Raw genomic sequence first — 24,173 nt, forward strand, 5'->3', positions numbered from 1 at the left:
CGTGCGCGCGGCGGTCGTCGGCGAACGCGGCAGCCGCCTCGTGCGAGCCGAACAGCGCCTCGTTCAGCCCCCGGTCCCGCACCTGGCGCCGCGCGAAGCGGTTGATCGTTCCGCTCAGCGCCCGCCAGGCGTCGGGCTCGGCGAGCGCGGCCCTCATGTCGGCCCGGCATCCGGCCACATGCTCGGCGAGCGCGGCGGTGACCAGATCCGTGCGCGTGGGGAAGTGCCGGTAGAGGGTCGCGACGCCAAGCCCCGCCCGTCGCGCGATCTCCCGCATCGGCAGCTCAAGTCCCTCGTCGGCGAAGGCCGCGCGGGCGACCGAGACGAGGTGCCGGCGGTTGTTCTCCGCGTCCGTCCGGGGATTCCGAGTCATTGTCGTCCGCGCGCCTCTCACTTCGCCGTAATCCGGAACAGCTGTTCCGTATCCATGGCTACCGTAAGGCGGCGCCCGGGACCACCGGGCAGGAAAGGCAGTCATGTGGGCAGTGCAATTCGATCGATTCGGGCCGCCGGACGTCCTCGGAATCGGCAGCGCGGTGGAGCCGCACGCGGGTCCTGGTCAGGTCCGGATCGTGGCGAAGGCCGCCGGGGTGTCACCCGTCGATCTCGCGCTGCGGGACGGTTCGTCGCCCTCGCGTGACCATCTCCGCCTGCCGCACATCCCGGGGGTGGACGCGGCGGGTGTGATCGACGAAGTCGGGCCCGGAGTCGACGGGTTCGACGTCGGGGACGAGGTGTTCGGCGCGGTCGACATCGCACGGCTGGGCGGCGCGAGCGCCCAGTACGCCGTCCTCGCGTTCTGGGCCGCGAAGCCGGACTCGATGTCCTGGCCGGAGGCGGGTGCGGCGGGTACGGGGACCGAGACGGCGACCCGCGCCCTCGACCTGCTCGGCGTGGCCGAGGGGGCGACCGTCGTCATCGACGGGGCGGCGGGCGGCGTCGGGAGCATCGCCGTACAGCTCGCGACGGCACGTGGCGCCCGGGTGATCGGTACGGCCAGGGCCGAGAGCCACGGCTTCCTCGCGGACCTCGGCGCGACGCCCGTCGCGTACGGTCCCGGCCTGGCGGCGCGGATCCGCGCGCTCGGCGGCTCGGACGTCGACCTGGCGCTGGACGTCGCGGGCGCCGGCTCGCTGGAGGAACTGATCGACCTCACCGGCGAAGCGGCGGCCGTGGTCACGCTCGCCGACTTCACGGGACCGGAGCGCGGGGTACGGCTCTCGCGCGGCCGGTACGCCGGAGAGCCGGACGGACAGCACGGCCTCGCCCTGGCCGCCGCCCTCTCGTCGCGGGGACGCTTTCGCGTGCCCGTACGGGAGGTCTTCCCGGCGACACGGGCGGCCGACGCGCACGCTGCGGCGGCCCGGGGGCCCAGGCGGGGGAAGATCGTTCTCGACCTCGCCGGGTAGGCGTTACGGCGGGGGCGCGGACGTCGTGTCGACGGATGTCACAGCGGGCGGGGCTGTCTCGTCCCAGGTTCTGGAGACACGAGAAAGGTGCGGGCCATGCGGCTGGGGCTGGGGGCAGCGGGGTGACGGGAACGAACGCGGAGCGGGGGGCGGCTGTGGAGCAGGGAACAAACGTGGAGCCGGGGACGGCCGTGGGCCGCCCTGTTGGATGCGGGCGGCACGCGCGGCGGCACGGCTTCCGGGAGGTGGCGGTGTGAGCCGGGCGCGGGCCGAGGAGTTCGAGGAGCTGCGGCCGCTGCTGTTCTCCATCGCCTACCGGGTGCTCGGCAGTGTCAGCGAGGCCGAGGACGCCGTGCAGGAGACGTGGCTGCGGTACGAGGCGTCCCCGACGCCGCCCCGGTCGACCAGGGCCTTCCTCTCGGCCGTGGTGACCCGGATCTCGATCGACGTGCTGCGCTCCGCGCGCGTACGGCGGGAGGAGTACGTCGGGGAGTGGTTCCCCGAACCGCTGCTCGCCGACCCGTACGAGGATCCCGAGCGGGCGGCGGAGCTGTCCGACTCGGTCTCGATGGCGGCCCTGTTGCTGCTGGAGCGGCTCAGCCCGCTGGAGCGGGCGGTCTTCGTGCTGCGGGAGGTGTTCGGGTTCGGCTTCCCCGAGATCGCCTCGGCGGTGGGGCGTTCGGAGTCGGCGTGCCGCCAGCTCGCGGTACGGGCGCGGCGCCACATGGACGCGGGGCGCCCCCGGTTCGAGGCGGACCGCACCGAGCGCGCGGAGCTGGCGGCGCGCTTTTTCGACGCGCTGCGCGAAGGTGACGTCGAGAGCCTGCGGGAGCTGCTCGCCGCCGACGTCCATCTGGTCGGGGACGGCGGCGGCAAGGTCCCGCAGTGGAGCGCCGGCGTCTTCGGCGCCGAGAAGGTGGCCCGGGTGCTCGGGGCCACCTTCCCCTGGCTCTTCCAGATCGGGGTGGAGATGGAGCGGCACGAACTGAACGGCCACCCGGGCGTGATCCTCCGCGACCGGGACGACAAGGTGATCAACACGATGACGTTCGAGGTGCTGGACGGGCAGATCCAGACGATCCGCTCCGTGATGAACCCCGACAAGCTCGGGCATGTGGGACCGGTGGCGGACGCCTGGGCGGTGCTGCGTGAGGTGAACGAGGCGCGCCGCCCGACGGATTGAGGCGGCGGCCGGGGACGGGCGGCCCTTGACCCGTGGTCCGGGGCCTGAGGTCCGGGCCCGGGATTTGGGCCCGGGGTCTGGGTCTGGGGCCCGGGAGAGTCGTCGCCCCGGGCCGGTCGCCGGTCGTGGGTCAGACGGTGGGGCGCCGGACCAGCCACGCGGGCCGCTCGGTGCGTACGGTCAGGTCGCCGCGGCGCGTGACGCTGTCCGGACCGTCGCTGTCGAGGAGGGTGTCCAGTACGGACCGGTCGTCCGCGCCCAGCCGGTCGGCGAGAGCGTCGCGGAGCCGTCGTAGCATCGCCTGCGCGTAGCGGCCGGTGGCGGCCGGGAGCGGCGGCAGCAGGTCCACGGCGAACCGCCGCTCGGACTCGACGGTGAAGCCGGCGGCAGTGAGGCGCGGTCCCCAGTCGGCGCCGAGATGGGGGACCCGTTCGGCGTGCTCGTGGGAGGTCAGCTCGTGCAGCCGGGCCTCAAGACCCGGCTCGCCGATGCCGAGATCGTCGGGCAGGAAGCGCGGGAAGCCCTCCATCTCGACGACGGCCAGCAGACCGCCGGGCCGCAGCGCGGCGAACACCTCGCGCAGGGCGCTGTCGGGGTCGGCCATGTGATGCAGGGCCGCCGATGTCCAGACCAGATCTACGTCGCCGAAGTCCGGCCAGGCCTCGTCCAGGTCCGCCTGGACGGTACGTACCCGCTCTGCCACGCCCTGCGCCTGGGCCTTGTCCCGCAGCCGGTGCAGCAGGGGGGCCGAGGCGTCCACGGCGACCGCCTCGGCGTCCGGGAACCGCTGGAGCAGGGCGAGGGTGCCGGTACCCGTGCCGCTGCCCAGGTCGAGCAGGCGGCGTACGGGGATGTCCCCGGCGGACTCGGCGGACGTGGCCAGCCAGGCGGTCACATCGGTGAGATGCGCGTGCAGGACTTCCGCGTCGAGGTCCAGCAGCTCGGCCATGTCCGGCTCGTCGAAGCCGCCGGCGTTGTCGTGGTGCTGGTGACCGTGGTGACCGTGGTGACCGTGGTGACCGTCGTGCTCGGGTGAGAGGGATGTCATGCCTTGAACGTACAAGGCTCTTGCGGCAGTGGCATAAGGTCTTGCGTATGACGCAAGAAGATGGGGATCTCGACGTTCTGGTGCGCAAGCGCATCAGGGGGCTGCGGGTGGCCATGGGCTGGTCGCTCGACGATCTGGCCGCCCGCTGCTATCTGAGCCCCTCGACGCTGAGCCGCATCGAGACGGGCCACCGGCGTATCAGCCTGGACCAACTGACGGTGATCGCGCGGGCCTTGGGCACCACGCTGGACCAACTGGTCGACTCGGCCGACGAGAACGTCGTCATCAGGCCGCACCACGACGCCGCGCGCGGGCGCACCACCTGGATGCTGAAGGGGGAGGCCGGGGTGAGCGTGGCCAAGATCCGGTTCACCAAACCGGCCCCGACAGACGCTTCGGCGCTGAAGGTTCACCCCGGCACCGACTGGTTCACGGTCCTGTCGGGGACGCTCGTGCTGGTGCTCGGAGACCGCAGGATCCTGGTCAAGACGGGCGAGGCGGCGGAGTTCTCCACGATGGTCCCGCACGCCTTCGGCGCGCACGGCGGCCGCCCGGCGGAGGCGCTGGGCATCTTCGACCACGACGCCCGGCACACCCGTGGGTCGGCCGCTGTCAGGCGATGACGTGAAGGACGAACTCCCCGGTCCCGGTGGGCGCGACGGTCACCTGGGTGAGGTCCTGCACATGGGCGTCCGTGCCGAGCGTGGCGGCGCGCGGGCCGATACCCAGCACCTTGGCGCCGGCCGCGCGGGCGGCGGTCACACCGGCGTCCGAGTCCTCAAGGGCCAGGCACTCCGAAGCGGCGAAGCCCAGTTCGGCGGCGCCCTTCAGGAAGCCCTCCGGATCGGGCTTGCTGGCCGAGACGTCCTCCGACGTGACGCGCACCTGCGGCATCGGCAGCCCGGCAGCCCCCATGCGCGCCTCGGCCAGAGCGACGTCCGCCGAGGTGACCAGAGCGTGCGGAAGCGCCGCAACGGCGGCCAGGAACGCGGGCGCGCCGTGCACGGGCACGATCCCGTCCGTGTCGGCGGTCTCCTCGGCCAACAGGAGCCGGTTGTCGGCGTAGTTCTGCTCCATCGGCCGCTCGGGCAGCAGCACGGCCATCGTCGCGTGCCCCTGCCGCCCGTGCACGACCTTCAGTACCTCTACGGGATCCAGCCCGTGCCCAACGGCCCAGCGCCGCCAGCAGCGCTCCACAACGGCGTCGGAATTGACCAGGGTCCCGTCCATGTCCAGCAGGAGGGCCTTGAAGGGGCCGAGTGTCGTCGGGCTGGGCAAGACTGCCGTCCTTCGTCGTGGGTGGAACGAGCGATTTGTTCACCCACGATACAAAGCGCGCCCAGGTCTGGCCAATCCCGCCGCGTCGGCGCCCCCCTGGCGGGTGGCGCGTGGCCGGGGACCGTGGGGGTGGGGGTGTCGAGCGGCTTTGCTGGGACTGGTATCAGCGCACCGGGCCCGGTGGGGAGATCTTGGGTGACATCGCCGGGCGGACGGTGGCCGACCTCGGGGCGGGGACGGGGCGGCAGGCCGCTCGCGTGGCGCGGACGCTCGGGCCTGCGCGGGTCGTCGCCGTGGACAACTCCGCGTCCCGGACCGAACGGGCGCGTGCTCTGTACGGTGGCGTGCGGGAGCTGGAGCTCGTGCACGCGGACGCCGCCGCCCATCTCGGTGCGCGGCCGGGCCGGTACGACGTCGTCTACTCCGCCTTCGGCGCCCTTGACTTCAGTGACCCCCGGAATCTCCTGCAAGCCGTCGCGGCCGGGCTGCGCCCTGGGGGAATGCTGCTTGTCGCGACCCTCGCCCACCACCGGGACGGCAGTCCTCCTGCCTCCGCCGTACGCCCCGTCGACATTCCCGTCCGGACGGCGGACGGCGACGATGCGATCTTGTCGCGTTGGGTCCTCGACCGGTCGGTCTGGGAGAAGTTGCTTGTCTCGGCGGGGTTTTCGGGGGTCACGGTCGATACGGTCCTGGACGACGGCGCTTACGCGGGCCCGCCGATGGCCACGTACATCATCCGCGCGCGTACCTGAGTGCGGGAAGAACAAGAGTGGCCCCGCCCGCCGGTCAGGGAGTGCGGGCGGAACCACTTTGTTCCTGCACTATACAAACATCCGGGCGGGTCGCGCCAGCCCTCAGGGTGTCGCGTCCGGGGCGGGTGTCGTTTCCGTGAGGCCGATCGCGCACGCCGTCAGTGAGCGGTTGAGGCGGGGGGCGAAGTCGAGGGCCGCGTGGCCCCAGCGGGGGACCTGTCTGTACAGCTCCGCCAGGGTGGGCGTCGGGTGGGAGACCTGCCAGAAGCCGGCGGCCAGGGTGATCGCCACCGCCAGCAGGCTGCCGATCTGTTCGACGGTCATGGTGCTCGCGCGGGCGAGGGCGGTCGCGATCTCGTCGTGGGCGGCGAAGGCGTTGGTCTTGTAGCGGCGGGCCCGCTCGATGTCGACGTCGCCTTCGAGGTTCAGCGGGACATGCGTCAGCAGGTCGCAGAAGACCGGGAGCGCGACCAGCGTCTCGCCGACCAACGCCGCCGTCTGCTCGGGGCCCAGTCCGGAGCGGCCCGCGGCCTCGGTCTTGATCGCGTCGCGCCACTGGCCCCAGCCCCGCTCGGCCAGTTCGAGGAACAGCTCCTCCTTGCTGGCGTAGTAGCGGCGCACCCCGGTGCGGTGCAGTCCGGCGCGTTCGGTGACCGGCGCCAGCGTGACGTACCGGACGCCGCCCAGTTCGAGGGCGAGCGCCTCCGCCGCTTCCAGGAGGTCTTCCGAGCGGCGTGTCTTGTCCTCGGTCGACCGGGCTCTCTGGCGCATGTCCGGAATCATAACGCACCCCGAGATGCGTTATGCCGCTGCGCGATGTTAGGGTCTAGTTAGCGCATCACGAGGTGCGTTATTGACGAAGGGGGATCACCATGAAGGCCGTACAGGTCAGCCGGTTCGGTGGGCCGGACGTGCTCGCACTCACCGAGCTGCCGGATCCGGAGCCGGGGCCCGGCCGGATCGCGATCAACGTCACGCACGCCGCCGTCGGGCTCATCGACGTCTACATCCGGCAGGGGCTGTTCAAGGACGCCGAAGGCGTGCCGCAGCCGCCGTACGTGCCGGGGCTCGAAGTCGCCGGTACCGTGCGCGCGCTCGGCGAGGGGGTCACCGGGTTCGCCGTCGGCGAGAAGGTGGTGGCGCTGCCCGGCAACGCGTCGGGCGGGTACGCGTCGGTGTACGTCAGCGACGAGGCGCGGGTCGTGTCGACGGAGCGCCACGACATCGATCCGGCCCTCGCCGCCGCCGTCGTGCCCAACGCGATCATGGCGCACGTCGCGCTCACCCGCGCCATCCACCTGTCGGCGGGCGAGAGCGTCCTCGTCCACGGCGCGCTGGGCGCGTTCGCCGCCACCTTCCCCGGTGTCGCGCGACAGCTCGGCGCTTCACGGGTGGTCGGTACGGTCCGCGCCGGGCGGCTGGCGGCGGCGGCCGCCACCAAGCTGCCGTACGACGCCGTCGTCGACTCCGCCCGACTGCCCGACGTCCTCGACGGCGAGAAGTTCGACGTCGTCGTCGACCCGGTGGGCGGCAGCGTCCGTACGCAGAGCCTGGACCTGCTCGCGCCGTCCGGCCGGCTCCTGCTGGTCGGCAACGCGGGCGGCGACTGGGGGGCGGCGGGTATCGACGGCAACCAGATCTGGCTCCGCAACGTCACCGTCGCCGGGTTCAACGCCGGCGCCTATCTGCCGGCCCACCCCGAATCGATCCGGCCGGCGGCCGAGGTCGCGCTGAAGGCGGTCGCCGACGGACTGGTCGACACCGAGGTCGAGATCCTTCCCCTGGCGGAAGCGGCGACCGCGCACGAACGGCTGGAGAGCCACACGGCCAACGGCCGTATCGTCCTCACCCCGTAGCCCGTAAGTCCGTAACCGGTGAGTCCGTAACCGCGTAGAACGGTCAGCGCCGGTGGCCGCCACGGCCGGGGAAGCCGTTGTGGCCGCCCGAATCCGAACCCGAACCCGCCCCCGCGCCTGAACCAACCCCCGCGCCCCCCGCCGTCGGCGGCTGTTCCGCCTCCAGCGCACGCTGCGTGTACGGCCCGTAGACGCCCTGCGGATCACCGTCGATGTGGCGGTACATCTGGTAGATCCGCACGGAACTCGCCACGCCCTGGTCGTACTGGCCGTCGGCCTGGCCCTGGTAGAGCCAGAGCGACTTCAGTCGCTGCTGCAACGCCACGACCTCGGGCCCGCTGTCACCCTCGCGCAGCCCCGCCCCGCTCTGCGCCCGGGCCGCCGGGGTCTTCGCCTCGCGGGACGGCGGCGCCGGGGCCTTGGGGGTGGCGCGCGGGGTCTTCGGGACCGCGCGCGGGGTGGTCGCCGCAGCCGAGGGGGGAGTCGTCGGCGAGACGGAAGGGGACGGGGACGCCGAGGGCGTGGCCGCCGCCGGCTGGGTGTCGAGGCCGTCCGGCACGCCCGTACGCGTACTGTCCGCCAGCGCCTCGTCGGGGTCGTCCCCGCCCGAGAACAGGCCACCCGCGAACGCGGCCGTGCCCAGCACCGCCACCGCCGTGAGGCCGATCGCGACCGCCTTCAGCGGCCGGCGCTGCGGGCGCCGCTCGTCGGGGAAGGGGGCCGAAGGCGGCGGGACGACCGGGCGGCGCGCTGCGCCCGCCGTCTCGGGGGCCAGCGGGGGCAGCGGGCCCGCCGTACGGAAGGCGCCCGGCGGGGCGTCACGGGAGTCGAGTTCCACGTACGGCCGTATCCGCAGCGGGTCGAAATCCTCGGCGCGGGCGATCTCCATCGTCCGTTCCACCGAGCGCTCCGCCTGCACCGCCTGTACGGCGCGCGCGGCGCAGCCGCAGGCCGGTCCTGCGCCCGTCGCCCACGGCGTACCGCAGCGCACGCATATCTGTCCGTTCAACGTGGATCCCCTCCCCTTGAACTGCCAGTGATTATGCAGGCCCCCCGCGCCCGGCGTACGCCCGCCCGACCCCTTCGTGGCGCATCGGAGCGCTTCGGCCCACATTCGGCAGGCCATAACCGGACATTGCGGCCAGGATGGGGGTCGCGGACGAGAGGTCACGAGGAGCAGTCGCGAGGAGAACTCCATGGCTCAGGAAGTCGACGCCCCGGCCGTGGAACCCGTGCCGGGCGAGGGGCAGAAGCAACGGACCGTCGTCGTCGCGATCGGCGCGCTGCTGCTCGGTCTGCTGCTCGCCGCACTCGACCAGACCATCGTGTCCACGGCCCTGCCGACCATCGTCAGCGACCTCGGCGGCCTGGACCATCTCTCCTGGGTCGTCACCGCGTACCTGCTGGCGTCGACGGCCGCCACCCCGCTGTGGGGCAAGCTCGGCGACCAGTACGGCCGCAAGAAGCTCTTCCAGACCGCCATCGTCATCTTCCTCATCGGCTCGGCGCTCTGCGGCATCGCCCAGAACATGCCGCAGCTCATCGGGTTCCGCGCGCTCCAGGGGCTCGGCGGCGGCGGGCTCATCGTGCTGTCGATGGCGATCGTCGGCGACATCGTCCCGCCGCGTGAGCGCGGCAAGTACCAGGGTCTCTTCGGGGCGGTCTTCGGCGCGACGAGCGTCCTTGGACCGCTGCTCGGCGGGCTGTTCACCCAGCATCTGAGCTGGCGCTGGGTCTTCTACATCAATCTGCCGATCGGTGTCGTCGCGCTGCTCGTCATCTCGGCCGTGCTGCACATCCCCGTGCGCTCGACGAAACACACCATCGACTACCTCGGCACCCTCCTGATCGCCACCGTCGCCACCTGTCTGGTGCTGGTCGCCTCGCTCGGCGGTACCACCTGGGCCTGGGGCTCGGCGCAGATCATCGGGCTCGCCGTCATCGGCCTGGTCCTGCTGGCGGTGTTCGTACGGGTCGAGCGGGGCGCCGCCGAACCCGTACTGCCGCTGCGGCTGTTCCGGGTACGGACGTTCACGCTCGTCGCGCTGATCAGCTTCATCGTCGGTTTCGCGATGTTCGGCGCGATGACCTACCTGCCGACGTTCCTGCAGATCGTGCAGGGCGTCAGTCCCACCCTGTCCGGTGTGCACATGCTGCCGATGGTGGCGGGGCTGCTGATCGCCTCGACCACCTCGGGGCAGATCATCAGCCGGACCGGGCGCTGGAAGGTCTTCCCCATCGCCGGCACCGGCGTCACCGCCGTCGGCCTCTTCCTGCTCCACCAGCTGACGGAGACCAGCGGCGTCTGGGAGATGAGCGTCTACTTCTTCGTCTTCGGCGCGGGGCTCGGTCTCGTCATGCAGGTGCTCGTCCTGGTCGTGCAGAACGCCGTCGGCTACCAGGACCTCGGCGTCGCCACATCGGGCGCGACCTTCTTCCGCTCCATCGGCGCCTCCTTCGGTGTGGCGATCTTCGGCACGATCTTCACCAGCAGACTCGACGACAAACTCTCCGACGCGCTCGCAGGGAAGCAACTGCCGGCCGGCGTCAGCGCGGGGCGGCTCGCGGCCGATCCGCGCGCCGCAGGGCAGCTGCCGGACTCGGTGCGGCCCGGGGTGCTGCACGCGTTCTCCTCGTCCATCACCGACGTCTTCCTCTACGCGGTGCCGGTCGTGCTGCTCGCCTTCGTCGTCGCGTGGTTCCTCAAGGAGGACAAGCTGCGCGGCTCGGTCACGGCCCCGGAAGCGTCCGAGACACTGGCGGTCCCTCCCGTCGAGCGTTCGTCGTACGACGAGTGCGCACGCGCGCTGTCCGTGCTCGGCACCCGGGAGGGCCGCAGGGAGATCTACGAGACGATCACGGCGAAGGCAGGGTTCGACCTGCTGCCCGCGGCCAGTTGGCTGCTGCTGCGCATCAGACGCCACGGCCTGGTCGAACCGTCCGAGCTGGCCGAGACCGTACCCGTACCGCTCGGGGTCATCGTCGAGGCGGCCCGGCAGGTGGAGGGGCGCGGGCTCGCCCGCAGGGTCGGCATCGAGCTGATGCTCACCGACGCGGGCGTCGAGGCCGCGCAGGTGCTGGCCACGGCGCGCGAGGAGTCGCTGGCCGAACTGCTCGGCGACTGGTGGGGCCCGGAGCGGCCGACCGACCTGGTGCGGCTGGTCGAGGAGTTGTGCGCCGAACTGGGCGGCTCTGACGGCGAACACCCGCACACCCCGGAGACGCACCGGGACCACACGGCCCCGGACCGGCACGGAGCCTGACGGGCAAGGGACCTGACGGGTACGGGGACCGTGCGGGCCGTGACGGGCCCGGGGCCGCGCGGGTCCGGCTGACGGGCACGGGCCGCGCGAAGCCGGAGAGCCGCGCCCCTGACCCGGGCGCGTCGCTACCGGCCGGTACCGCTCATGGACACCCGTCCGTGGGCGGTACCGCCGCGTCATGGTCATCCCGCTCGCCTGCTCCGCAGCCGTTTGACCCGGCGAATACGGGCAACCCGCCGGGGAGAACGACCCGTTACGAGCAGTACCGGACGAGCCAAGAACCAGGAAGGTAACCATGTCCACAGTCCTGATCGTCATCGGTCTGATCGTGGTGTTCGTGATCATTGTCGCTGCCGTGCTCTACGCGGGACCCGGCAGGGGAGGCGAGCGGACCGGGCTGAAGCGACGGTTCGGGCCTGAGTACGACCGGGTGCTCGCCCGGCACGACGGTGACGCGAAGGCAGCCAAGCGCGAGCTGGGCGAGCGCGTCAAGCGCCACGGCGACCTGCGCACCAAGCCCCTGTCCGACGAGGCCAGGGAACAGTACGTCTCCCGGTGGGCCGGACTGCAGGAGCAGTTCGTGGACTCACCGAAGCAGGCGGTCGCCGACGCCGACCAGTTGGTCGCGCAGCTGGCCGCCGAACGTGGTTACCCCGAGGCCGGCCGGTACGACGAACAGCTCGACGCCCTGTCGGTCCACCACGCGCACCAGGTGGACGGTTACCGCAGGGTGCACCACGCGGCATCGGACGAGGGCCGCGGTACGAACACGGAAGAGCTGCGCGAGGCCATGGTCGGCGCGCGTGAACTCTTCGAGCAGCTGATCCTCGCTCGTCCGGACGGTGGCGGCAAGGGCCGCACCCGTGGTGCGGGTCGCGAACAGAACGTCTCACTGCGGCCGAAGGGAAGTGACGTGTGATGAAGAACGACGAAGCGCGTGACCAGCAGGGCTCGAACGACGAGGGCGTGACGAAGGACCCGGCGGGTACGACGCCCGAGGTCCGGCCGTCCGCCACGCGGGAGGCCCAGGACGCGCACGAGAAGCCCGAGAAGCCGGGGCTGTTCAGCGACCGGGAGCGTGCCGTACGGACCGAGGGCGAGAAAGACGCCCAGGCCGACGAGCGGGCGGCGGGCGACACCGCCTGGCCGCAGAAGCAGGTCGGCCGGACGGACTCGCGTTCCGAGACGGGCGCCGTGACCGGCGCGGAGACCGGTACGGACACGGGCGCGACGAGGACCGGGTCAGCGACCCGCGAGACGGCCAACCCGGACCGCACCGCGCTGGGCGACGACAAGACACGTACCGACATAGGCACGACCGGTACCGACAGGACCGTCGGTACCGACAGGACCGGCGCGGACAAGGCCAGGTCGGTCGAGGCGCGGGCGGACTCGGCGCGGTCCGACAAGCTCACCGCGGACAAGAGCGGCACCGACCGCACCGCCACCGGCACCGACACGACCGGCGCCGACCGCACCGCCTCCGAGCGGACCGCTGTCGACCACAAGGCTCCTGTCGAGCACAAGTCCACCGTCGACCACCACTCCACCGTCGACCACAAGGCCGGCGCGACGACCGGCGCGACGGCCGACTCCACGGCCGACACCCGGCTCCTCCCGCAGGAGGAGAGCGACAAGCTGGCCCACCGTCTCCAGGAAGCCCTCGGCGGCTTCGTGGACGGCCCCCGGCGCTCGGTCGAGGAAGCGGCCGGTGTGCTGGAGGAGGCCACCGAGCACATCACGCGCGTGCTCGACGAGCGGCGCCGTTCGATGCGGGCCGGCTGGGACGGCAAGGCGGGCAAGGACGGCAAGACCGGTACGGACGCCTCGGCGGACGGCTCGGACACCGAAGACCTGCGGCTGGCCCTGCGGAACTACCGCGAGGTGACGGAGCGCCTGCTGAAGATCTGACAGCGGCCGCGCGGCACGACGGCGGCAGCACAGCACGGCGGCGGCAGACCGGAGACGGTCCGCCGCCGCCGGCGCGTCCCGACGGCTCAGGACGGCACCCGCGGGCTCAGGACAGCACCCGCGGGTTCAGGACAGCACCCGCGCCAGGGCGAACCCGTCGTACCCCTTGCTGCCGACGGTCTGGATCGCCGTCGCCGACAGCCGGGGCTCCTCGGACATCAGCTCGATCATGCGCCGGGTGCCGATCACCTTCGGGTCGCCGTCGCCCGCCGGGTCGGCCACGGCGCCGCCGCGTACGACGTTGTCGCAGACGATGACACTGCCGGGCCGCGTCAGCTTCAGCGCCCACTCCAGATAGCCCGGGTTGTTGGGCTTGTCGGCGTCGATGAAGACGAAGTCGAAGGGTCCCGCACCCTCCTCGACGAGGACGGGCAGCGATTCCAGCGCCTGGCCCGTCCTGACCTCGGCGATCTTGTCGAGCCCCGCTCGCGCCAAGTTCGCCCGGGCCACGTCCGCGTGGGCCGCGTCGTACTCCAGCGAGATCAGCCTGCCGTCGGCAGGCAGCGCGCGGGCCAGCCAGATGGTGCTGTAACCGCCGAGCGTGCCGATTTCGAGAATGCTCCGTGCCCCCTGGATACCCACCAGCAGATGCAGCAGTTTCCCCTGGTTGGGTGCCACATTGATGTCAGGCAGACCGGCCGCGTCACTGGCGGTCAGTGCCGCCGACAGAGCATCGTCGGCGGGGACGAGCTGATCGGTGAAGTAGCGGTCGACCGCGTCCCACAGCTCGTGCTCTTGTCGTTGGGACATGAAAGCCTCTTCCCTGGATCATCGGCATCTGGATCATCGGCATTGAGACAAAACAAGCAAACAAGCAAAACAAGGATGACAGTCAGGCGAAGAGGGGGTTGCCTGAGTCTCCTGAATGGGGCAGTGCGAGGCTCATGGCCCCAGGTACGGCGGTTTCGGACGGAGGGTCGGCGCGGCGTGGCGAATGCAGATCACAGCGTGCGCGGCGGAGCGGCACCAGGAGGCGTGGGCACCGGTTTCGGTACGGCCCGCGCGGTCCTGTGGCTGGTCGCGGCGGTGCTCGCGGTAAGACAGGCGACAGCGGTGCTCAGGCAGCCCCCGGGGCGCCGGCTCACCGACCTGGAGACCTGGACCGGCGACAACGGAGTGCTCCACGTCGCCGGTTCGCTCTACTCGACGGGGAAATTCACCGGTACGCCGTTCGCGGGGCTGGTACTCAAACCGTTGACGCGGTCGGCCGAGGAGAGCCTCGGCATCGTCTGGACCTTCGCCACGCTGCTGCTCGTCGTCGCCCTCGGCGTCGTCGCGGCGCGCGCGCTGCCGGGTCCCGTCTCGCGCCGTACCCGCATCCTCGCCGCCCCGGTCGCGATCAGTCTGCTGATGGTGTCCCTGCCGGTGCGCAACAGCTTCCACCTGGGGCAGACCAGCATCCTGCCGGTCCTGCTGGTGCTCGTCGGCTGCTTCGTGGTGCGCGGGCCGCGGGCCCGGCAGGCGGCCGGCGTGCTGATCGGTCTGGGCGCCGCGCTCCAGCCGGGCGTGGTGCTGTTCGCGCCGCTGCTGTGGTTCACCGGCCGCAGGAAGGCGGCGGCGACCACGGTCGGCACCTTCGCCGTGTGCACGGCCCTCGCCTGGGCGGCGCTGCCGAAGGACTCGTGGACGTACTGGGTGCACCACATCGCGGGCGCCGGCCTCGGTGACAGCCCCGACAGCCTCGCCAACCAGTCCCTGCACGGCGCGCTCTTGCGGATCGGTCTTTCGGGGCCGCTGGAGATCGCGGTGTTCGTGGTCCTCGCCGCCGCCGTCGTCTACTTCGGTCTGCGGCGCGCCGTGCGCTACGCGCAGGACGGCCAGCTGCTGCTCGCCGTCGCCGTGACCGGCTGTGTCAGCGTGGCGGTCTCCCCGACGGCCTGGCAGCACCAGCTGCTGTGGATACTGCTGGCGGTGGTCGGCAGGGTCGGCAAGCGTGCCAAGGACCGGCTGGTGTGGCCCGCGGTCGTGGTGCTGGTGATGACCCTGCCGGGCACGATGCTGCTGCCCAACATGGCGATGCTCTACCCGCTGCGGGAGAACGTGCCGCTGTTCGCCGCGCTCGCCGCCGCCGTCGCCGTGCCGTTCCTGCCGAGGGCTTCGCAGTACTTCGACAGACCCGTGCCGACGGACTACGCGCAGCCCGTACCGTCACGCTGGAGCCGGGTGCCGCTGGCCGCGCCCGTCTGGCGGCGGCTGCTGAGCCGCCCCAACCTCGTGCTCGAACTGCTCGTCATCCGCGTCGGCTACTCCGTCTACTCCCACATCCGGCTCGCCGCCACGGGCGGCAGGACCGAGGCCGAGGCGCACGGCCGTCAGGTGATCTCGATCGAGCGGGCGCTCGGCATCGACATCGAGGAGTGGGTCAACCGCACGGTCGTCCATCTGGGCTGGGCGGAGAAGTTCTTCGACTTCTACTACGAGACGTTCCACTTCATCCTGCCGCTGACGGTCCTCGCCGTGCTGTACGTCCGCCGCCCCGCCGACTACCGCTGGGCCCGCTCCTCGCTCGGCTTCGCCACGATCCTCGCGCTGATCGGCTTCTGGTTCTACCCGCTCGCCCCGCCCCGGCTGATGCCGGGCCTCAGCTTCATCGACACCGTGCACGGCCCGCAGGACCTCGCCAATCCGAGCTACGGCGCGATGACGGCGCTCACGAACCAGTACGCGGCCATGCCGTCGCTGCACTTCGGCTGGTCGCTGTGGTGCGGTCTGGTCATCGTCGTGCTGGCGCCGAAGCTGTGGATGAAGCTACTGGCGCTGCTCCACCCGCTGTTCACGGTCTGCGCGATCGTCGCGACCGCCAACCACTGGGTGCTGGACGCGGTCGGCGGCGCCGCCGTGGTCGGTGCGGGCTTCGGCCTGACGTATCTGCTGGCGGGCCCGCGCAAGCTGGTCACACCGGCCCCGAAGGAGCCGGCCGACGCCGACCGCGACCCGTTCCCGCAGGGGAGCAACGGCAGCAAGGGCGGCAACGGCGACAAGGACGACGCGGGGCCGGCGGGCGCTTCCGTCCCGGCCGGCGGGCCCGCGGGGTAGCGGGAAGGCGGCCCCGCGGGCGGGGCTCAGGACCGTACGGACCTGCGGCGGCGGCTGACGTAGACGGCCGCCCCGACGCACACGACCAGGCCGACGGCGATGACCCACAGCGCCGCCTGCGCCTTGCCGACGCTGGCTTCCCTCACGGCGGCGGCCTGTGCACTGGCGGGGATGGTCGACGAGGGGGAGAGGGCGGGTACCGGGATCGGGGCGGGGCCCGTCGCGTTGAGCCGCTCCACCAGGTCGACACCGCCGAAGTGGTGCGGGTCGACGCCCGCGGTGTGGGCGGCGAAGATGAGCTGGGCCCAGGCCGCGGGACCGTTCGCCGCCGCCCAGGACGCGGAGTTCTTCTTCAGCCAGTCCAGCGCGCCCGTCGCCTTGTCCCCGTACCCCGCGGCGCCCAGCGCCACGATCGCGTCGGCCGTGTTGCCCGGGTCGGGCCGGGACGGTCCTGCGGGGGCGCCCGGCAGGGCCGACTGGTCGAGGTGCCCGTCCTCGGCGAGTATCCGCGCGAGGTAGGCGGCGCCGTTGCGTGCCGTGAACTCCGGTGTCGGATGCGCCGACTTGTGGCAGGTCGGGGCGGGGCCCGGCGATACGGGCGCGGCGACCATCCGCTTGCCGATGCCCCCCAGCACCGCGGCGGCCGTGGCGTCGTTGTCGGCGACGAGCGTGCCCGAGGGGCCGGGCTGGTGGGCGAAGGCGCCGGCACCGGTCGCCGCGTCGCACGGGATGGCGAGAGTGATCAGCGCGTCGTAGCCGTTCTTGCCGTCCAGCGACCGCATGGAGCCGGGGTGCGCGCCCGCCGTGGTCAGTGAACCGATCACGAGCGCCGTGGAGTTGGCGTCGGTGGGGGCGCCGTTGGTCCGGCCCCAGCCGCCGTCCTTGTTCTGCGCCAGGCGCAGCCAGCCCACCGCCTTCTGCATGAACTCCCGCTGCCCGCCGACGCTGGCGAGCGCCTGGAGGGCGGCGGAGGTGGAGTTGACGTCCGTCGCGGTGTTCAGGTCGCAGGGCACCGCCGGGTCGGGGCGGTACGCCGGGAACGAGCCGTCCGCGCACTGCTGGCTCTTGAGCCAGAGGATGGCGGAGTTGGCGGGCCGCAGCCCGGCCGCGTACTGCCCGAGCATCGCCAGCGACTGGCGCCACACACCGTCGTGGGTGGGGTCCTTCGTGCCGTACAGCCCTGCGGGGAGCCGGGCGGGCGCGCCGGCCGCGGGGGAGGGCGACGCGGCGAGGGGGGAAGGCGAGGCAGCGGGGGAGGGCGAGGCGGTGCCGGCCGTCGTGTCATCGGCTACTGCTGCCGGGGCCAGGGCCACACACAGCGCGGCGGATGCGGCGAGCGCTGCGGCGCTGCTGCGGACGGTGGTCATGGCGGGCGGTGCCTCTCCTGCGGGAGCCGGGCTCAGGCACACTCAGGCACCAGGCTCCGGCCCCGTGAACCTCGACGGTGCCGGGCCACCGGCGGATTCCGGTGGCACGAGCCGGTCATGACCGCCAACGGGGCACTCCGGCCCGCCACCGGCAAGGGCGGCTCACGGCTGCGGGTCGGCGGCCGGTTCTGCACCGGCTTTTCCCCGTACGGGCATGATGACGACCCGCCCACTGTACCGGCCGTCGCACGCGCGTCCCGTGCCGGATCGTGAGCGCGTCGCGCGCGCCCGGTGCGGGGCGCCGAAGGGCGGCGCAGACTGGACCAGGACGACAACGCGGCGGACCGGGGGAGCGCACATGGCCGGGGGTATCGGATGGCTCCTGGAGCCGTACGTGGTCGACTGCGTGACGTTCGCGCGCGGCATCGGCCCCGTCGACCTCGTGCTGCGGCTGGGCGCCCGCGGCGGCCCGCCCGCGCGGTCGGCGACGGCGGAGGAGGCGATGGATCTGCTCACGTCACCCGGCGTCGACAGCGTCGCCCGGGTCGGCACGGCCGGCGAGTGGGCGTATGCCGTCGAGTACGGGGACGCGGTCGGCTGGACCCGCGCCGGGCTCGCCGAGGCGTCGCGCGACGGGGCCGAGGTGGTGAACTTCCTGCTGACGCCATGGCATCCGCCGTCGATGTTCAACTACTACCGGGACGGGGTCCGGGTCTGCTCCTTCGGCATCGGCGAGGAGGCCCACCGGTGGGGACAGGACCGGGATCTGCTGCTGCCCGCGCTGTCCCGCGCCGGTGTGCTGCCGGGCCGCCGCGCGCGGTCGGGCGCGGACCGCGAACACGGCCGCCTGCTCAGTGTGCTGACCGTCGGGGAGCACTTCGGTCTCCAACTGCCCAGGGAGGACGTCGTGGAGGGCCGGCTCCCGCTCTACCTGGTGCGGGAGCGCTGAGATTGGTGCGCCGAGATTCGCGCGGCGGGAGTCAGGCGCGCGGACTCAGCTCTTGGCCAGGCCCAGCGTCGACGCCAGCTCGCGCCAGGCGGCCAGCGGCAGATCGGTGCGCGGGTCGTCCGACACCACCTGGATCGCGAGGTGGTCGGCGCCCGCTTCGAGGAATTCCGCCGCCCGGCTCGCGACCGTGTCCGCGTCGCCGAGGGCGAACATCGCGTCCAGCAGCCGGTCGCTGCCGCCGTCGCGGTAGTCGGCGTCATCGAAGCCCAGCCTGGTGAAGTTGTTGGTGTAGTTGGGCATCGTGAGATAGCCGCTCAGATACTCACGCGCGGTGGCACGGGCGCTGCTGATGTCCGGGTCGAGCACGACCTTGAACTCCGGTGCGAGCAGCGCGTCCGTGCCGAGGATGGCGCGGGCCTTCGCGGTGTGTTCGGGCGTGACGAGATACGGGTGCGCGCCGCCGGCGCGGTCCCGGGACAGCTCCAGCATCTTCGGGCCGAGCGCGGCCAGCACGCGCGCGCTCGCCGGTACGGGGGCGGGCGCGGAGTCGAGCCCGGTCAGGTACTCCTTCATCGCCGAGTACGGCCGGGCGTACCGCTCGGCGAGCCGGCTGTGGCTGACCCCGATGCCCAGCACGAAGCGGCCCGGATACGCCTGCTCCACGACGGCGCGGTCCGCCGCGACGTCCGCCGCCTCGTGGTCCCAGATGGACAGGATGCCCGTCGCGACACGGATGGTGGACGTGGCGGCCAGCAGCGGCGTCGCCTGCGTCACGGCCGGACTGCCGCCGATCCACAGCGCGCCGTAGCCGAGGGCTTCCAGCTCGGCCGCCGCGGCGCCGACCGCTTCGTCGTGCGCGGGATCGCCGTTACCGGTGCGCAGCGCGCTGCTCCAGATGCCGATCCGGCCGAGGGCGGTGCGGTCCGTGGTCGTGGCGTCAGTACTCATGAGGTGCGTAACAACGGGTTGGATCTTGTTATTCCGTGGCGCGAATCACCTGCTCGGGAGGTTCGTGCGAGGCTACCTGCCGGTAGATTCAGAGGCTGCCGACGATCAGGGAGACAGGGGGCCGAGAGTGACCGCTGAGGCCATAGCGGCGGACACCGGTGCGGGGGCCAGCGAAAGCGCGGGAGTCCGCGCGGTACCCGGCGGCGCGGACGGGCGGCCGTTGCGCATCGCCCTCCTCAGCTACAAGGGGAATCCATTCTGCGGAGGTCAGGGCGTCTACGTCCGGCATCTCTCCCGTGAACTCGCGCGGCTCGGACACAGCGTCGAGGTGATCGGCGCCCAGCCCTACCCCGTGCTCGACGAGGGCGTACGCCTCACCGAACTGCCCAGCCTCGACCTCTACCGGCACCCCGATCCGTTCCGGACGCCGAAGCCCGGCGAGTACCGCGACTGGATCGACTCGCTGGAGGTCGCCACGATGTGGACGGGCGGCTTTCCCGAACCGCTGACCTTCTCGCTCCGGGCCAGGCGCCATCTGGCGGCCCGCGCGGGGGAGTTCGACGTGATCCATGACAACCAGACGCTCGGTTACGGGCTGCTGGGCGAACTGGGCGCGCCCCTCGTCACCACCATCCACCACCCGATCACCGTCGACAGACAGCTGGACCTGGCGGCGGCGCCCAATTGGCGGCGGCGGGCCTCCGTCCGGCGCTGGTACGGCTTCACCCGGATGCAGAAGCGGGTCGCGCGCCGGATGCCGTCCGTGCTGACCGTGTCCGGCACCTCGAAACAGCAGATCACCGAACACCTCGGGGTGCGGTCCGACCGTATCCAGGTCGTCCATATCGGCGCCGACACCGAGCTGTTCTCGCCCGACCCGGCCGTGCCCGAGATCCCCGGCCGGATCGTGACGACCTCCAGCGCCGACGTACCGCTGAAGGGGCTCGTCCATCTCGTGGAGGCCCTGGCCAAGCTCCGCGCCGACCACCCGCAGGCGCATCTCGTCGTCGTCGGCAAGCGCGCCGAGGACGGCCCGGTGGCGCAGGCCATCGAGCGCTACGGGCTCGGCGGCGCCGTCGAGTTCGTCAAGGGCATCTCCGACGCCGAACTCGTCGACCTGGTACGCGGGGCGCAGGCCGCCTGCGTACCGTCCCTGTACGAGGGCTTCTCGCTGCCCGCCGCCGAGGCGATGGCCACAGGCACCCCGCTGGTCGCCACCACCGGCGGCGCGATCCCCGAAGTCGCGGGCCGCGACGGCGAGACGTGTCTCGCCGTACCGCCCGGAGACCCGGCTGCGCTGGCGGCCGCGCTCGGCCGGCTGCTCGGCGACGAGCGGCTGCGCGCCAGGCTCGGGGCAGCCGGACGTGAGCGGGTGCTGTCCCGGTTCACCTGGGCCGGAGCGGCGCAGGGTACGGCGGAGCTGTACCGCGTCGCGATCGACCGGCAGGGGCGCACGGCGCTCCCGCGCGGCGCCGGCTGACCCGCGACCGGCGAAGGGCGCAGCACGGCGAAGCTCCGGCCGCCGCCCCGTGCGCCCGTACCCGCGACCCCGCGTCCTCCGTAAACTCTCCCGCCATGAGCCGCAGTTCCACCGACCGTCCCGACCGCGAAAGCAGGACCCTGTGCTGACCGTGGACTTCACCCGCTTCCCGCTGGCTGCGGGCGACCGCGTACTCGACCTGGGCTGCGGCGCGGGCCGGCACGCCTTCGAGTGCTACCGGCGCGGCGCCCAGGTGGTGGCGCTGGACCGCAACGGCGAGGAGATCCGCGAGGTGGCGAACTGGTTCGCCGCGATGAAGGAGGAGGGGGAGGCGCCCGCCGGCGCCACCGCCACCGCCATGGAGGGCGACGCGCTCAACTTGCCGTTCCCCGACGAGTCGTTCGACGTCGTCATCATCTCCGAGGTGATGGAGCACATCCCCGACGACAAGGCCGTGCTCGCCGAGATGGTCCGGGTCCTGCGGCCCGGCGGCCGGATCGCGGTGACCGTGCCGCGCTACGGCCCCGAGAAGGTCTGCTGGGCGTTGTCGGACGCGTACCACGAGGTCGAGGGCGGCCATATCCGGATCTACAAGGCCGACCAACTGCTGGGCAGGATGCGGGAGGCCGGGCTCAAGCCGTACGGCAGCCATCACGCGCACGCGCTGCACGCGCCGTACTGGTGGCTCAAGTGCGCGTTCGGCGTGGACAACGACCGTGCGCTGCCCGTCCGGGCGTACCACAAGCTGCTGGTCTGGGACATCATGAAGAAGCCCTTCGCGACCAGGGCGGCCGAACAGCTCCTCAACCCGGTCCTGGGCAAGAGCTTCGTGGCCTACGCGACGAAGCCGCACCTGCCGGCCGTGGCCGCCAAGTGACCTTCTCCGGGCCGGGACCCGGCCGTACGGAACATCTCGTGCTGCCCGGGGTGCTCACCGCCGAGCAGGCCGCGCTGACCGTGTCCGGCATCCTCGCCGTCCAGCGTCCCGACGGCGCCCTGCCGTGGTTCCGCGGGCACCACCTCGACCCCTGGGACCATGTCGAGGCCGCGATGGCGCTGGACGCGGCGGGTGAACACGAGGCGGCAGCCGCCGCGTACGCGTGGCTGGCCCGCGCGCAGAACGAGGACGGGTCCTGGTACGCGTCGTACCGCGACTCCTACCGGGACGGCGAGGCCAGCGTCCCCGACGACCTGGACCGCGAGACCAACTTCTGTGCCTACGCGGCGGTCGGCGTCTGGCACCACTATCTCGCCACCGGTGACGACGGGTTCCTCGACGGGATGTGGCCCGTCGTGCACGCGGCCGTCGAATTCGTCCTGGCGCTCCAGCAGCCGGGCGGCCAGATCGGCTGGAAGCGGACAGCGGCGGGCGTCCCCGTCAACGACGCGCTGCTGACCGGGTGTTCGTCCGTCTACCAGGCGCTGCGCTGTGCGCTCGCCATCGCGGAGGAACGTGAGGAGCCGCAGCCCGACTGGGAGTTGGCGGCCGGTGCGCTCGGCCATGCGATCCGCAGCCATCCGGAGCGGTTCCTCGACAAGAACCACTACTCGATGGACTGGTACTACCCGGTCCTCGGCGGCGCCCTGACCGGCGAGCAGGCGACGGCCCGGCTGGCGGAGGGCTGGGAGCGGTTCGTGGTCCCCGGGCTCGGGGTGCGCTGTGTGCTGCCCAACCCGTGGGTGACCGGTGGCGAGAGCTGTGAACTCGCCCTGGCGCTCTGGGTGATGGGGGAGTCCGACCGGGCCCTGGAGATCCTGCAGTCGGTCCAGCATCTGCGCGCGGACGGCGGGATGTACTGGACGGGCTATGTCTTCGAGGGCAACCGGGCCTTCTGGCCGCAGGAGTTGACGACCTGGACGGCGGGTTCCCTGCTGTTGGCGGTGGCCGCGCTCGGGGGGGACGAGGCGACCACCGCCGTGTTCAGCGGCGAACGACTGCCGCGGGGACTGGAGCCGGACTGCTGCCGGCCGGACCGGTGAGGACGGGACCGGTCAAGGACCGGTCAGTAGCGGCGCAGGCGATTGGCCAGGCCGTGACCGATGAAGAGGTACACGACAGCGGCGAGACCGTAGCCGCAGACGACGCGGGCCCATGCCTTGTCGAAGGTGAACAGGTCGTAGGACCAGCCGGCCAGCCAGCGGGCCGCGTCCTGGATGAAGTCCACCAGGTCGTTGGCGCGGTTGGCGTCCAGCAGGTACATGAGGATCCACAGGCCCAGGATGAAGGCCATGATGTCCGCGATGATCACGATGATCGTTGCCGCGGAGCCGCTTCCACTGCGAGTACGTGAGGACATGCCGACCGTGTTGCCGTTTGTGCGCGCGTGAAACTCTTTGGCGGCGGGTTGGTGAAAAGCTTACAGTGCGGCGCATGAAACGGATGAACTTCGACCGGTATTGCGACGAAATCGTACGCCAGGCCGATCAGTTGCGGGCCCTCCTCGACGGCGCCGACCTCACGACGACCGTACCGAGCTGCCCCGACTGGACGCTGGGCGAACTCGCCCGGCACGTGGGCGGCGCCCACCGCTGGGCCGCCGAACTCGTCCGCACCCGGGCCCGCGACGACATCCCCGAGGAGACCGTGCCGGACCACGCGGGACCCGGCGACGGCGAACCGGCGGCGCTGGACGTGTGGCTGGCCGGCGGCGCGGACCTGCTCGCGGCGGAGCTGCGCGCCGCGGGTTCCGGCGCCGAGGTGTGGAGTTGGGGCTGGGAGCGCACCGCGGACTTCTGGGCGCGCCGGATGACACACGAGACGGTGGTCCACCGGGCGGACGCCGCGCTCGCCGTACGCGTACCGGGCGAGCGCGAACCGTACGACGTGGAGCCGGCCGTCGCAGCCGACGCGATCGACGAGTGGCTGCGCATCGTGGAGTTCGCCGCCGCCGACGGTGACGCCGAGGCGCTGGAGCTGCGCGGTGCGGGACGCAGCATCCACCTCCACGCCACGGACCCGCCGGAAGTGCTCGGCGGTGTCGAGGCCGAGTGGCTCATCGAGTTCACCGACGACGGCTTCAACTGGGCCCGTGGGCACGGGAAGGCGACGGTGGCGCTGCGCGGCGGACTCACCGATCTGCTGCTGGTCTTCTACCGGCGGCTGCCGGCGGACAGCGACCGGGTGACACTGCTGGGCGACGCGAAGCTGCTGGACTTCTGGCTGGAGCGGGCGAGCTTCGGCTGATCAGTTGGCGACCGGAGGACCGGTCAGGCAGCGGATACGGCAGTGGCCCCCGCCGTCCTGGCGGGGGCCACTGCCGTACGTGTCGCGCTGATCAGCCGCGCTGAATGCCCGTGGTGTCCTGCAGCACGCCACGACGGCCGTCCTGCGTCTGGGCCACCAGACCGGACCCGCGCTGCTCGACCGCCAAGTACCAGGTGCCCGGGGCGAGTTCGGCGATCGGGGACGGTGAGCCGTCCTCCCCGTACAGCGGACGGGCGACCGGCACGGCGAACCAGAACGGTGCGAAGTCACCGGACGGTGCGGCACCGCCCCGCGCCGGGCCGCTCTGCGGAGCGGCCTGCGGGCTCCCCTGCTGCGGCTGCCCGCCGAACGGCGGCTGACCGGACTGAGGCTGACTGGACTGGGGCTGCCCCGACTGCGGCTGCCCGGGAGCGCCGCCGCCGAAC

General features: G+C 72.2%; 23 protein-coding genes and 1 pseudogene. 14 read left to right on the top strand and 10 right to left on the bottom strand.

The window, feature by feature from the left end:
• A partial coding sequence (locus HY68_RS18310) for a TetR/AcrR family transcriptional regulator (RefSeq protein ID WP_041990231.1) occupies positions 1–373 on the bottom strand: 373 nt, incomplete at its 3' end.
• 103 nt (positions 374–476) lie between these two features.
• Between HY68_RS18310 and HY68_RS18315 the strand changes: the two genes are divergently transcribed.
• Both HY68_RS18315 and HY68_RS18320 read left to right on the top strand, forming a co-directional pair.
• Positions 477–1,409 carry an NADP-dependent oxidoreductase gene (locus HY68_RS18315; RefSeq protein WP_041990232.1) on the top strand — a complete coding sequence of 311 codons (933 nt, stop codon included), beginning with the start codon at positions 477–479 and terminating at the stop codon, positions 1,407–1,409.
• A gap of 253 nt (positions 1,410–1,662) precedes the next feature.
• A complete protein-coding gene (locus HY68_RS18320) occupies positions 1,663–2,592 on the top strand; it encodes an RNA polymerase sigma-70 factor (protein WP_241778609.1) in 930 nt (309 codons plus the stop codon).
• Between the two features lie 130 nt (positions 2,593–2,722).
• Here the strand turns inward: HY68_RS18320 and HY68_RS18325 are convergent, their stop codons facing one another.
• Positions 2,723–3,640: a class I SAM-dependent methyltransferase gene (locus HY68_RS18325; protein ID WP_041990237.1), complete on the bottom strand. Its 918-nt coding sequence runs from the start codon at positions 3,638–3,640 to the stop codon at positions 2,723–2,725.
• A 47-nt stretch (positions 3,641–3,687) separates the two neighbouring features.
• Between HY68_RS18325 and HY68_RS18330 the strand changes: the two genes are divergently transcribed.
• Positions 3,688–4,263, top strand: a complete 576-nt coding sequence (locus HY68_RS18330; RefSeq protein ID WP_041990240.1) for a helix-turn-helix domain-containing protein — start codon at positions 3,688–3,690, stop codon at positions 4,261–4,263.
• Here HY68_RS18330 and HY68_RS18335 read toward each other — a convergent pair.
• On the bottom strand, positions 4,253–4,870 hold the full coding sequence (locus HY68_RS18335; RefSeq protein WP_041996489.1) for an HAD-IA family hydrolase: 618 nt from the start codon (positions 4,868–4,870) through the stop codon (positions 4,253–4,255). The genes HY68_RS18330 and HY68_RS18335 overlap by 11 nt on opposite strands.
• A gap of 239 nt (positions 4,871–5,109) precedes the next feature.
• Here HY68_RS18335 and HY68_RS18340 point away from each other — a divergent pair, with 239 nt between their 5' ends.
• Complete coding sequence (locus tag HY68_RS18340; protein ID WP_157874366.1) at positions 5,110–5,673, top strand: class I SAM-dependent methyltransferase; 564 nt, start codon at positions 5,110–5,112, stop codon at positions 5,671–5,673.
• A 102-nt stretch (positions 5,674–5,775) separates the two neighbouring features.
• Here the strand turns inward: HY68_RS18340 and HY68_RS18345 are convergent, their stop codons facing one another.
• Positions 5,776–6,444: a TetR family transcriptional regulator gene (locus HY68_RS18345; RefSeq protein WP_107070102.1), complete on the bottom strand. Its 669-nt coding sequence runs from the start codon at positions 6,442–6,444 to the stop codon at positions 5,776–5,778.
• A gap of 101 nt (positions 6,445–6,545) precedes the next feature.
• Here HY68_RS18345 and HY68_RS18350 point away from each other — a divergent pair, with 101 nt between their 5' ends.
• Complete coding sequence (locus HY68_RS18350; protein ID WP_041990245.1) at positions 6,546–7,529, top strand: zinc-binding dehydrogenase; 984 nt, start codon at positions 6,546–6,548, stop codon at positions 7,527–7,529.
• A 43-nt stretch (positions 7,530–7,572) separates the two neighbouring features.
• Here the strand turns inward: HY68_RS18350 and HY68_RS18355 are convergent, their stop codons facing one another.
• On the bottom strand, positions 7,573–8,538 hold the full coding sequence (locus tag HY68_RS18355) for a peptidoglycan-binding protein (RefSeq protein ID WP_241778610.1): 966 nt from the start codon (positions 8,536–8,538) through the stop codon (positions 7,573–7,575).
• A gap of 187 nt (positions 8,539–8,725) precedes the next feature.
• Between HY68_RS18355 and HY68_RS18360 the strand changes: the two genes are divergently transcribed.
• From HY68_RS18360 to HY68_RS39635, 3 genes are all read left to right on the top strand, one after another.
• A complete protein-coding gene (locus tag HY68_RS18360; RefSeq protein WP_041990248.1) occupies positions 8,726–10,792 on the top strand; it encodes an MFS transporter in 2,067 nt (688 codons plus the stop codon).
• A 295-nt stretch (positions 10,793–11,087) separates the two neighbouring features.
• Positions 11,088–11,711, top strand: a complete 624-nt coding sequence (locus tag HY68_RS18365; RefSeq protein WP_041990251.1) for a hypothetical protein — start codon at positions 11,088–11,090, stop codon at positions 11,709–11,711.
• Complete coding sequence (locus HY68_RS39635; protein WP_052457128.1) at positions 11,711–12,703, top strand: hypothetical protein; 993 nt, start codon at positions 11,711–11,713, stop codon at positions 12,701–12,703. The genes HY68_RS18365 and HY68_RS39635 overlap by 1 nt, the downstream gene beginning before the upstream one ends.
• A gap of 126 nt (positions 12,704–12,829) precedes the next feature.
• Here HY68_RS39635 and HY68_RS18375 read toward each other — a convergent pair whose 3' ends face one another.
• Complete coding sequence (locus tag HY68_RS18375; RefSeq protein ID WP_041990254.1) at positions 12,830–13,513, bottom strand: O-methyltransferase; 684 nt, start codon at positions 13,511–13,513, stop codon at positions 12,830–12,832.
• A 198-nt stretch (positions 13,514–13,711) separates the two neighbouring features.
• Between HY68_RS18375 and HY68_RS18380 the strand changes: the two genes are divergently transcribed.
• Positions 13,712–15,799: a bifunctional glycosyltransferase 87/phosphatase PAP2 family protein gene (locus tag HY68_RS18380; protein ID WP_241778774.1), complete on the top strand. Its 2,088-nt coding sequence runs from the start codon at positions 13,712–13,714 to the stop codon at positions 15,797–15,799.
• Positions 15,800–15,825: 26 nt separating this feature from the next.
• Here the strand turns inward: HY68_RS18380 and HY68_RS18385 are convergent, their stop codons facing one another.
• Positions 15,826–17,166, bottom strand: coding sequence for a prenyltransferase/squalene oxidase repeat-containing protein (locus HY68_RS18385; RefSeq protein WP_041990257.1), 1,341 nt, complete (start codon positions 17,164–17,166; stop codon positions 15,826–15,828).
• A 358-nt stretch (positions 17,167–17,524) separates the two neighbouring features.
• Between HY68_RS18385 and HY68_RS18390 the strand changes: the two genes are divergently transcribed.
• Positions 17,525–18,115, top strand: a complete 591-nt coding sequence (locus tag HY68_RS18390; RefSeq protein WP_041990260.1) for a DUF6461 domain-containing protein — start codon at positions 17,525–17,527, stop codon at positions 18,113–18,115.
• A 45-nt stretch (positions 18,116–18,160) separates the two neighbouring features.
• Here the strand turns inward: HY68_RS18390 and HY68_RS18395 are convergent, their stop codons facing one another.
• Positions 18,161–19,063, bottom strand: a complete 903-nt coding sequence (locus tag HY68_RS18395; protein ID WP_041990263.1) for an LLM class F420-dependent oxidoreductase — start codon at positions 19,061–19,063, stop codon at positions 18,161–18,163.
• Positions 19,064–19,283: 220 nt separating this feature from the next.
• On the opposite strand from HY68_RS18395, the gene HY68_RS18400 reads away from it, so the two are divergent.
• The 3 genes from HY68_RS18400 to HY68_RS18410 all read left to right on the top strand — a co-directional run bounded on the left by HY68_RS18400 (position 19,284) and on the right by HY68_RS18410 (position 22,523).
• Positions 19,284–20,543, top strand: a complete 1,260-nt coding sequence (locus HY68_RS18400) for a glycosyltransferase family 4 protein (RefSeq protein ID WP_241778775.1) — start codon at positions 19,284–19,286, stop codon at positions 20,541–20,543.
• Between the two features lie 142 nt (positions 20,544–20,685).
• Positions 20,686–21,420, top strand: coding sequence for a class I SAM-dependent methyltransferase (locus HY68_RS18405; protein ID WP_041990268.1), 735 nt, complete (start codon positions 20,686–20,688; stop codon positions 21,418–21,420).
• Positions 21,417–22,523, top strand: a complete 1,107-nt coding sequence (locus tag HY68_RS18410) for a prenyltransferase (protein WP_041990271.1) — start codon at positions 21,417–21,419, stop codon at positions 22,521–22,523. Before HY68_RS18405 ends, HY68_RS18410 begins: the two co-directional genes overlap by 4 nt.
• 23 nt (positions 22,524–22,546) lie before the next feature.
• Here HY68_RS18410 and HY68_RS18415 read toward each other — a convergent pair whose 3' ends face one another.
• Positions 22,547–22,840 (bottom strand): hypothetical protein, encoded by a 294-nt coding sequence (locus HY68_RS18415; RefSeq protein WP_041990274.1) that lies wholly within the window; start codon positions 22,838–22,840, stop codon positions 22,547–22,549.
• A gap of 74 nt (positions 22,841–22,914) precedes the next feature.
• Here HY68_RS18415 and HY68_RS18420 point away from each other — a divergent pair, with 74 nt between their 5' ends.
• Entirely contained in the window at positions 22,915–23,727 is an 813-nt protein-coding gene (locus tag HY68_RS18420) for a maleylpyruvate isomerase family mycothiol-dependent enzyme (protein WP_041990276.1), read from the top strand.
• 91 nt (positions 23,728–23,818) lie between these two features.
• On the opposite strand, the pseudogene HY68_RS42070 reads toward HY68_RS18420, so the two are convergent.
• Positions 23,819–24,173 (bottom strand): annotated as a pseudogene (locus HY68_RS42070) (hypothetical protein); the annotation flags it as partial.

It is taken from the genome of Streptomyces sp. AcH 505, from assembly GCF_000818175.1.
GTDB lineage: Bacteria > Actinomycetota > Actinomycetes > Streptomycetales > Streptomycetaceae > Streptomyces.

Excerpts from the sequence above, each read along its gene's own strand:
- HY68_RS18365 (WP_041990251.1), top strand. The coding sequence starts at position 11,088 with ATGTCCACAGTCCTGATCGTCATCGGTCTGATCGTGGTGTTCGTGATC.
- HY68_RS18415 (WP_041990274.1), bottom strand. The coding sequence starts at position 22,840 with ATGTCCTCACGTACTCGCAGTGGAAGCGGCTCCGCGGCAACGATCATC.
- HY68_RS18385 (WP_041990257.1), bottom strand. The coding sequence starts at position 17,166 with ATGACCACCGTCCGCAGCAGCGCCGCAGCGCTCGCCGCATCCGCCGCG.
- HY68_RS18420 (WP_041990276.1), top strand. The coding sequence starts at position 22,915 with ATGAAACGGATGAACTTCGACCGGTATTGCGACGAAATCGTACGCCAG.
- HY68_RS18315 (WP_041990232.1), top strand. The coding sequence starts at position 477 with ATGTGGGCAGTGCAATTCGATCGATTCGGGCCGCCGGACGTCCTCGGA.
- HY68_RS18350 (WP_041990245.1), top strand. The coding sequence starts at position 6,546 with ATGAAGGCCGTACAGGTCAGCCGGTTCGGTGGGCCGGACGTGCTCGCA.
- HY68_RS18330 (WP_041990240.1), top strand. The coding sequence starts at position 3,688 with ATGACGCAAGAAGATGGGGATCTCGACGTTCTGGTGCGCAAGCGCATC.
- HY68_RS18345 (WP_107070102.1), bottom strand. The coding sequence starts at position 6,444 with ATGCGCCAGAGAGCCCGGTCGACCGAGGACAAGACACGCCGCTCGGAA.
- HY68_RS18375 (WP_041990254.1), bottom strand. The coding sequence starts at position 13,513 with ATGTCCCAACGACAAGAGCACGAGCTGTGGGACGCGGTCGACCGCTAC.
- HY68_RS18325 (WP_041990237.1), bottom strand. The coding sequence starts at position 3,640 with ATGACATCCCTCTCACCCGAGCACGACGGTCACCACGGTCACCACGGT.
- HY68_RS18335 (WP_041996489.1), bottom strand. The coding sequence starts at position 4,870 with ATGGACGGGACCCTGGTCAATTCCGACGCCGTTGTGGAGCGCTGCTGG.
- HY68_RS18395 (WP_041990263.1), bottom strand. The coding sequence starts at position 19,063 with ATGAGTACTGACGCCACGACCACGGACCGCACCGCCCTCGGCCGGATC.
- HY68_RS18360 (WP_041990248.1), top strand. The coding sequence starts at position 8,726 with ATGGCTCAGGAAGTCGACGCCCCGGCCGTGGAACCCGTGCCGGGCGAG.
- HY68_RS18390 (WP_041990260.1), top strand. The coding sequence starts at position 17,525 with ATGGCCGGGGGTATCGGATGGCTCCTGGAGCCGTACGTGGTCGACTGC.
- HY68_RS39635 (WP_052457128.1), top strand. The coding sequence starts at position 11,711 with ATGAAGAACGACGAAGCGCGTGACCAGCAGGGCTCGAACGACGAGGGC.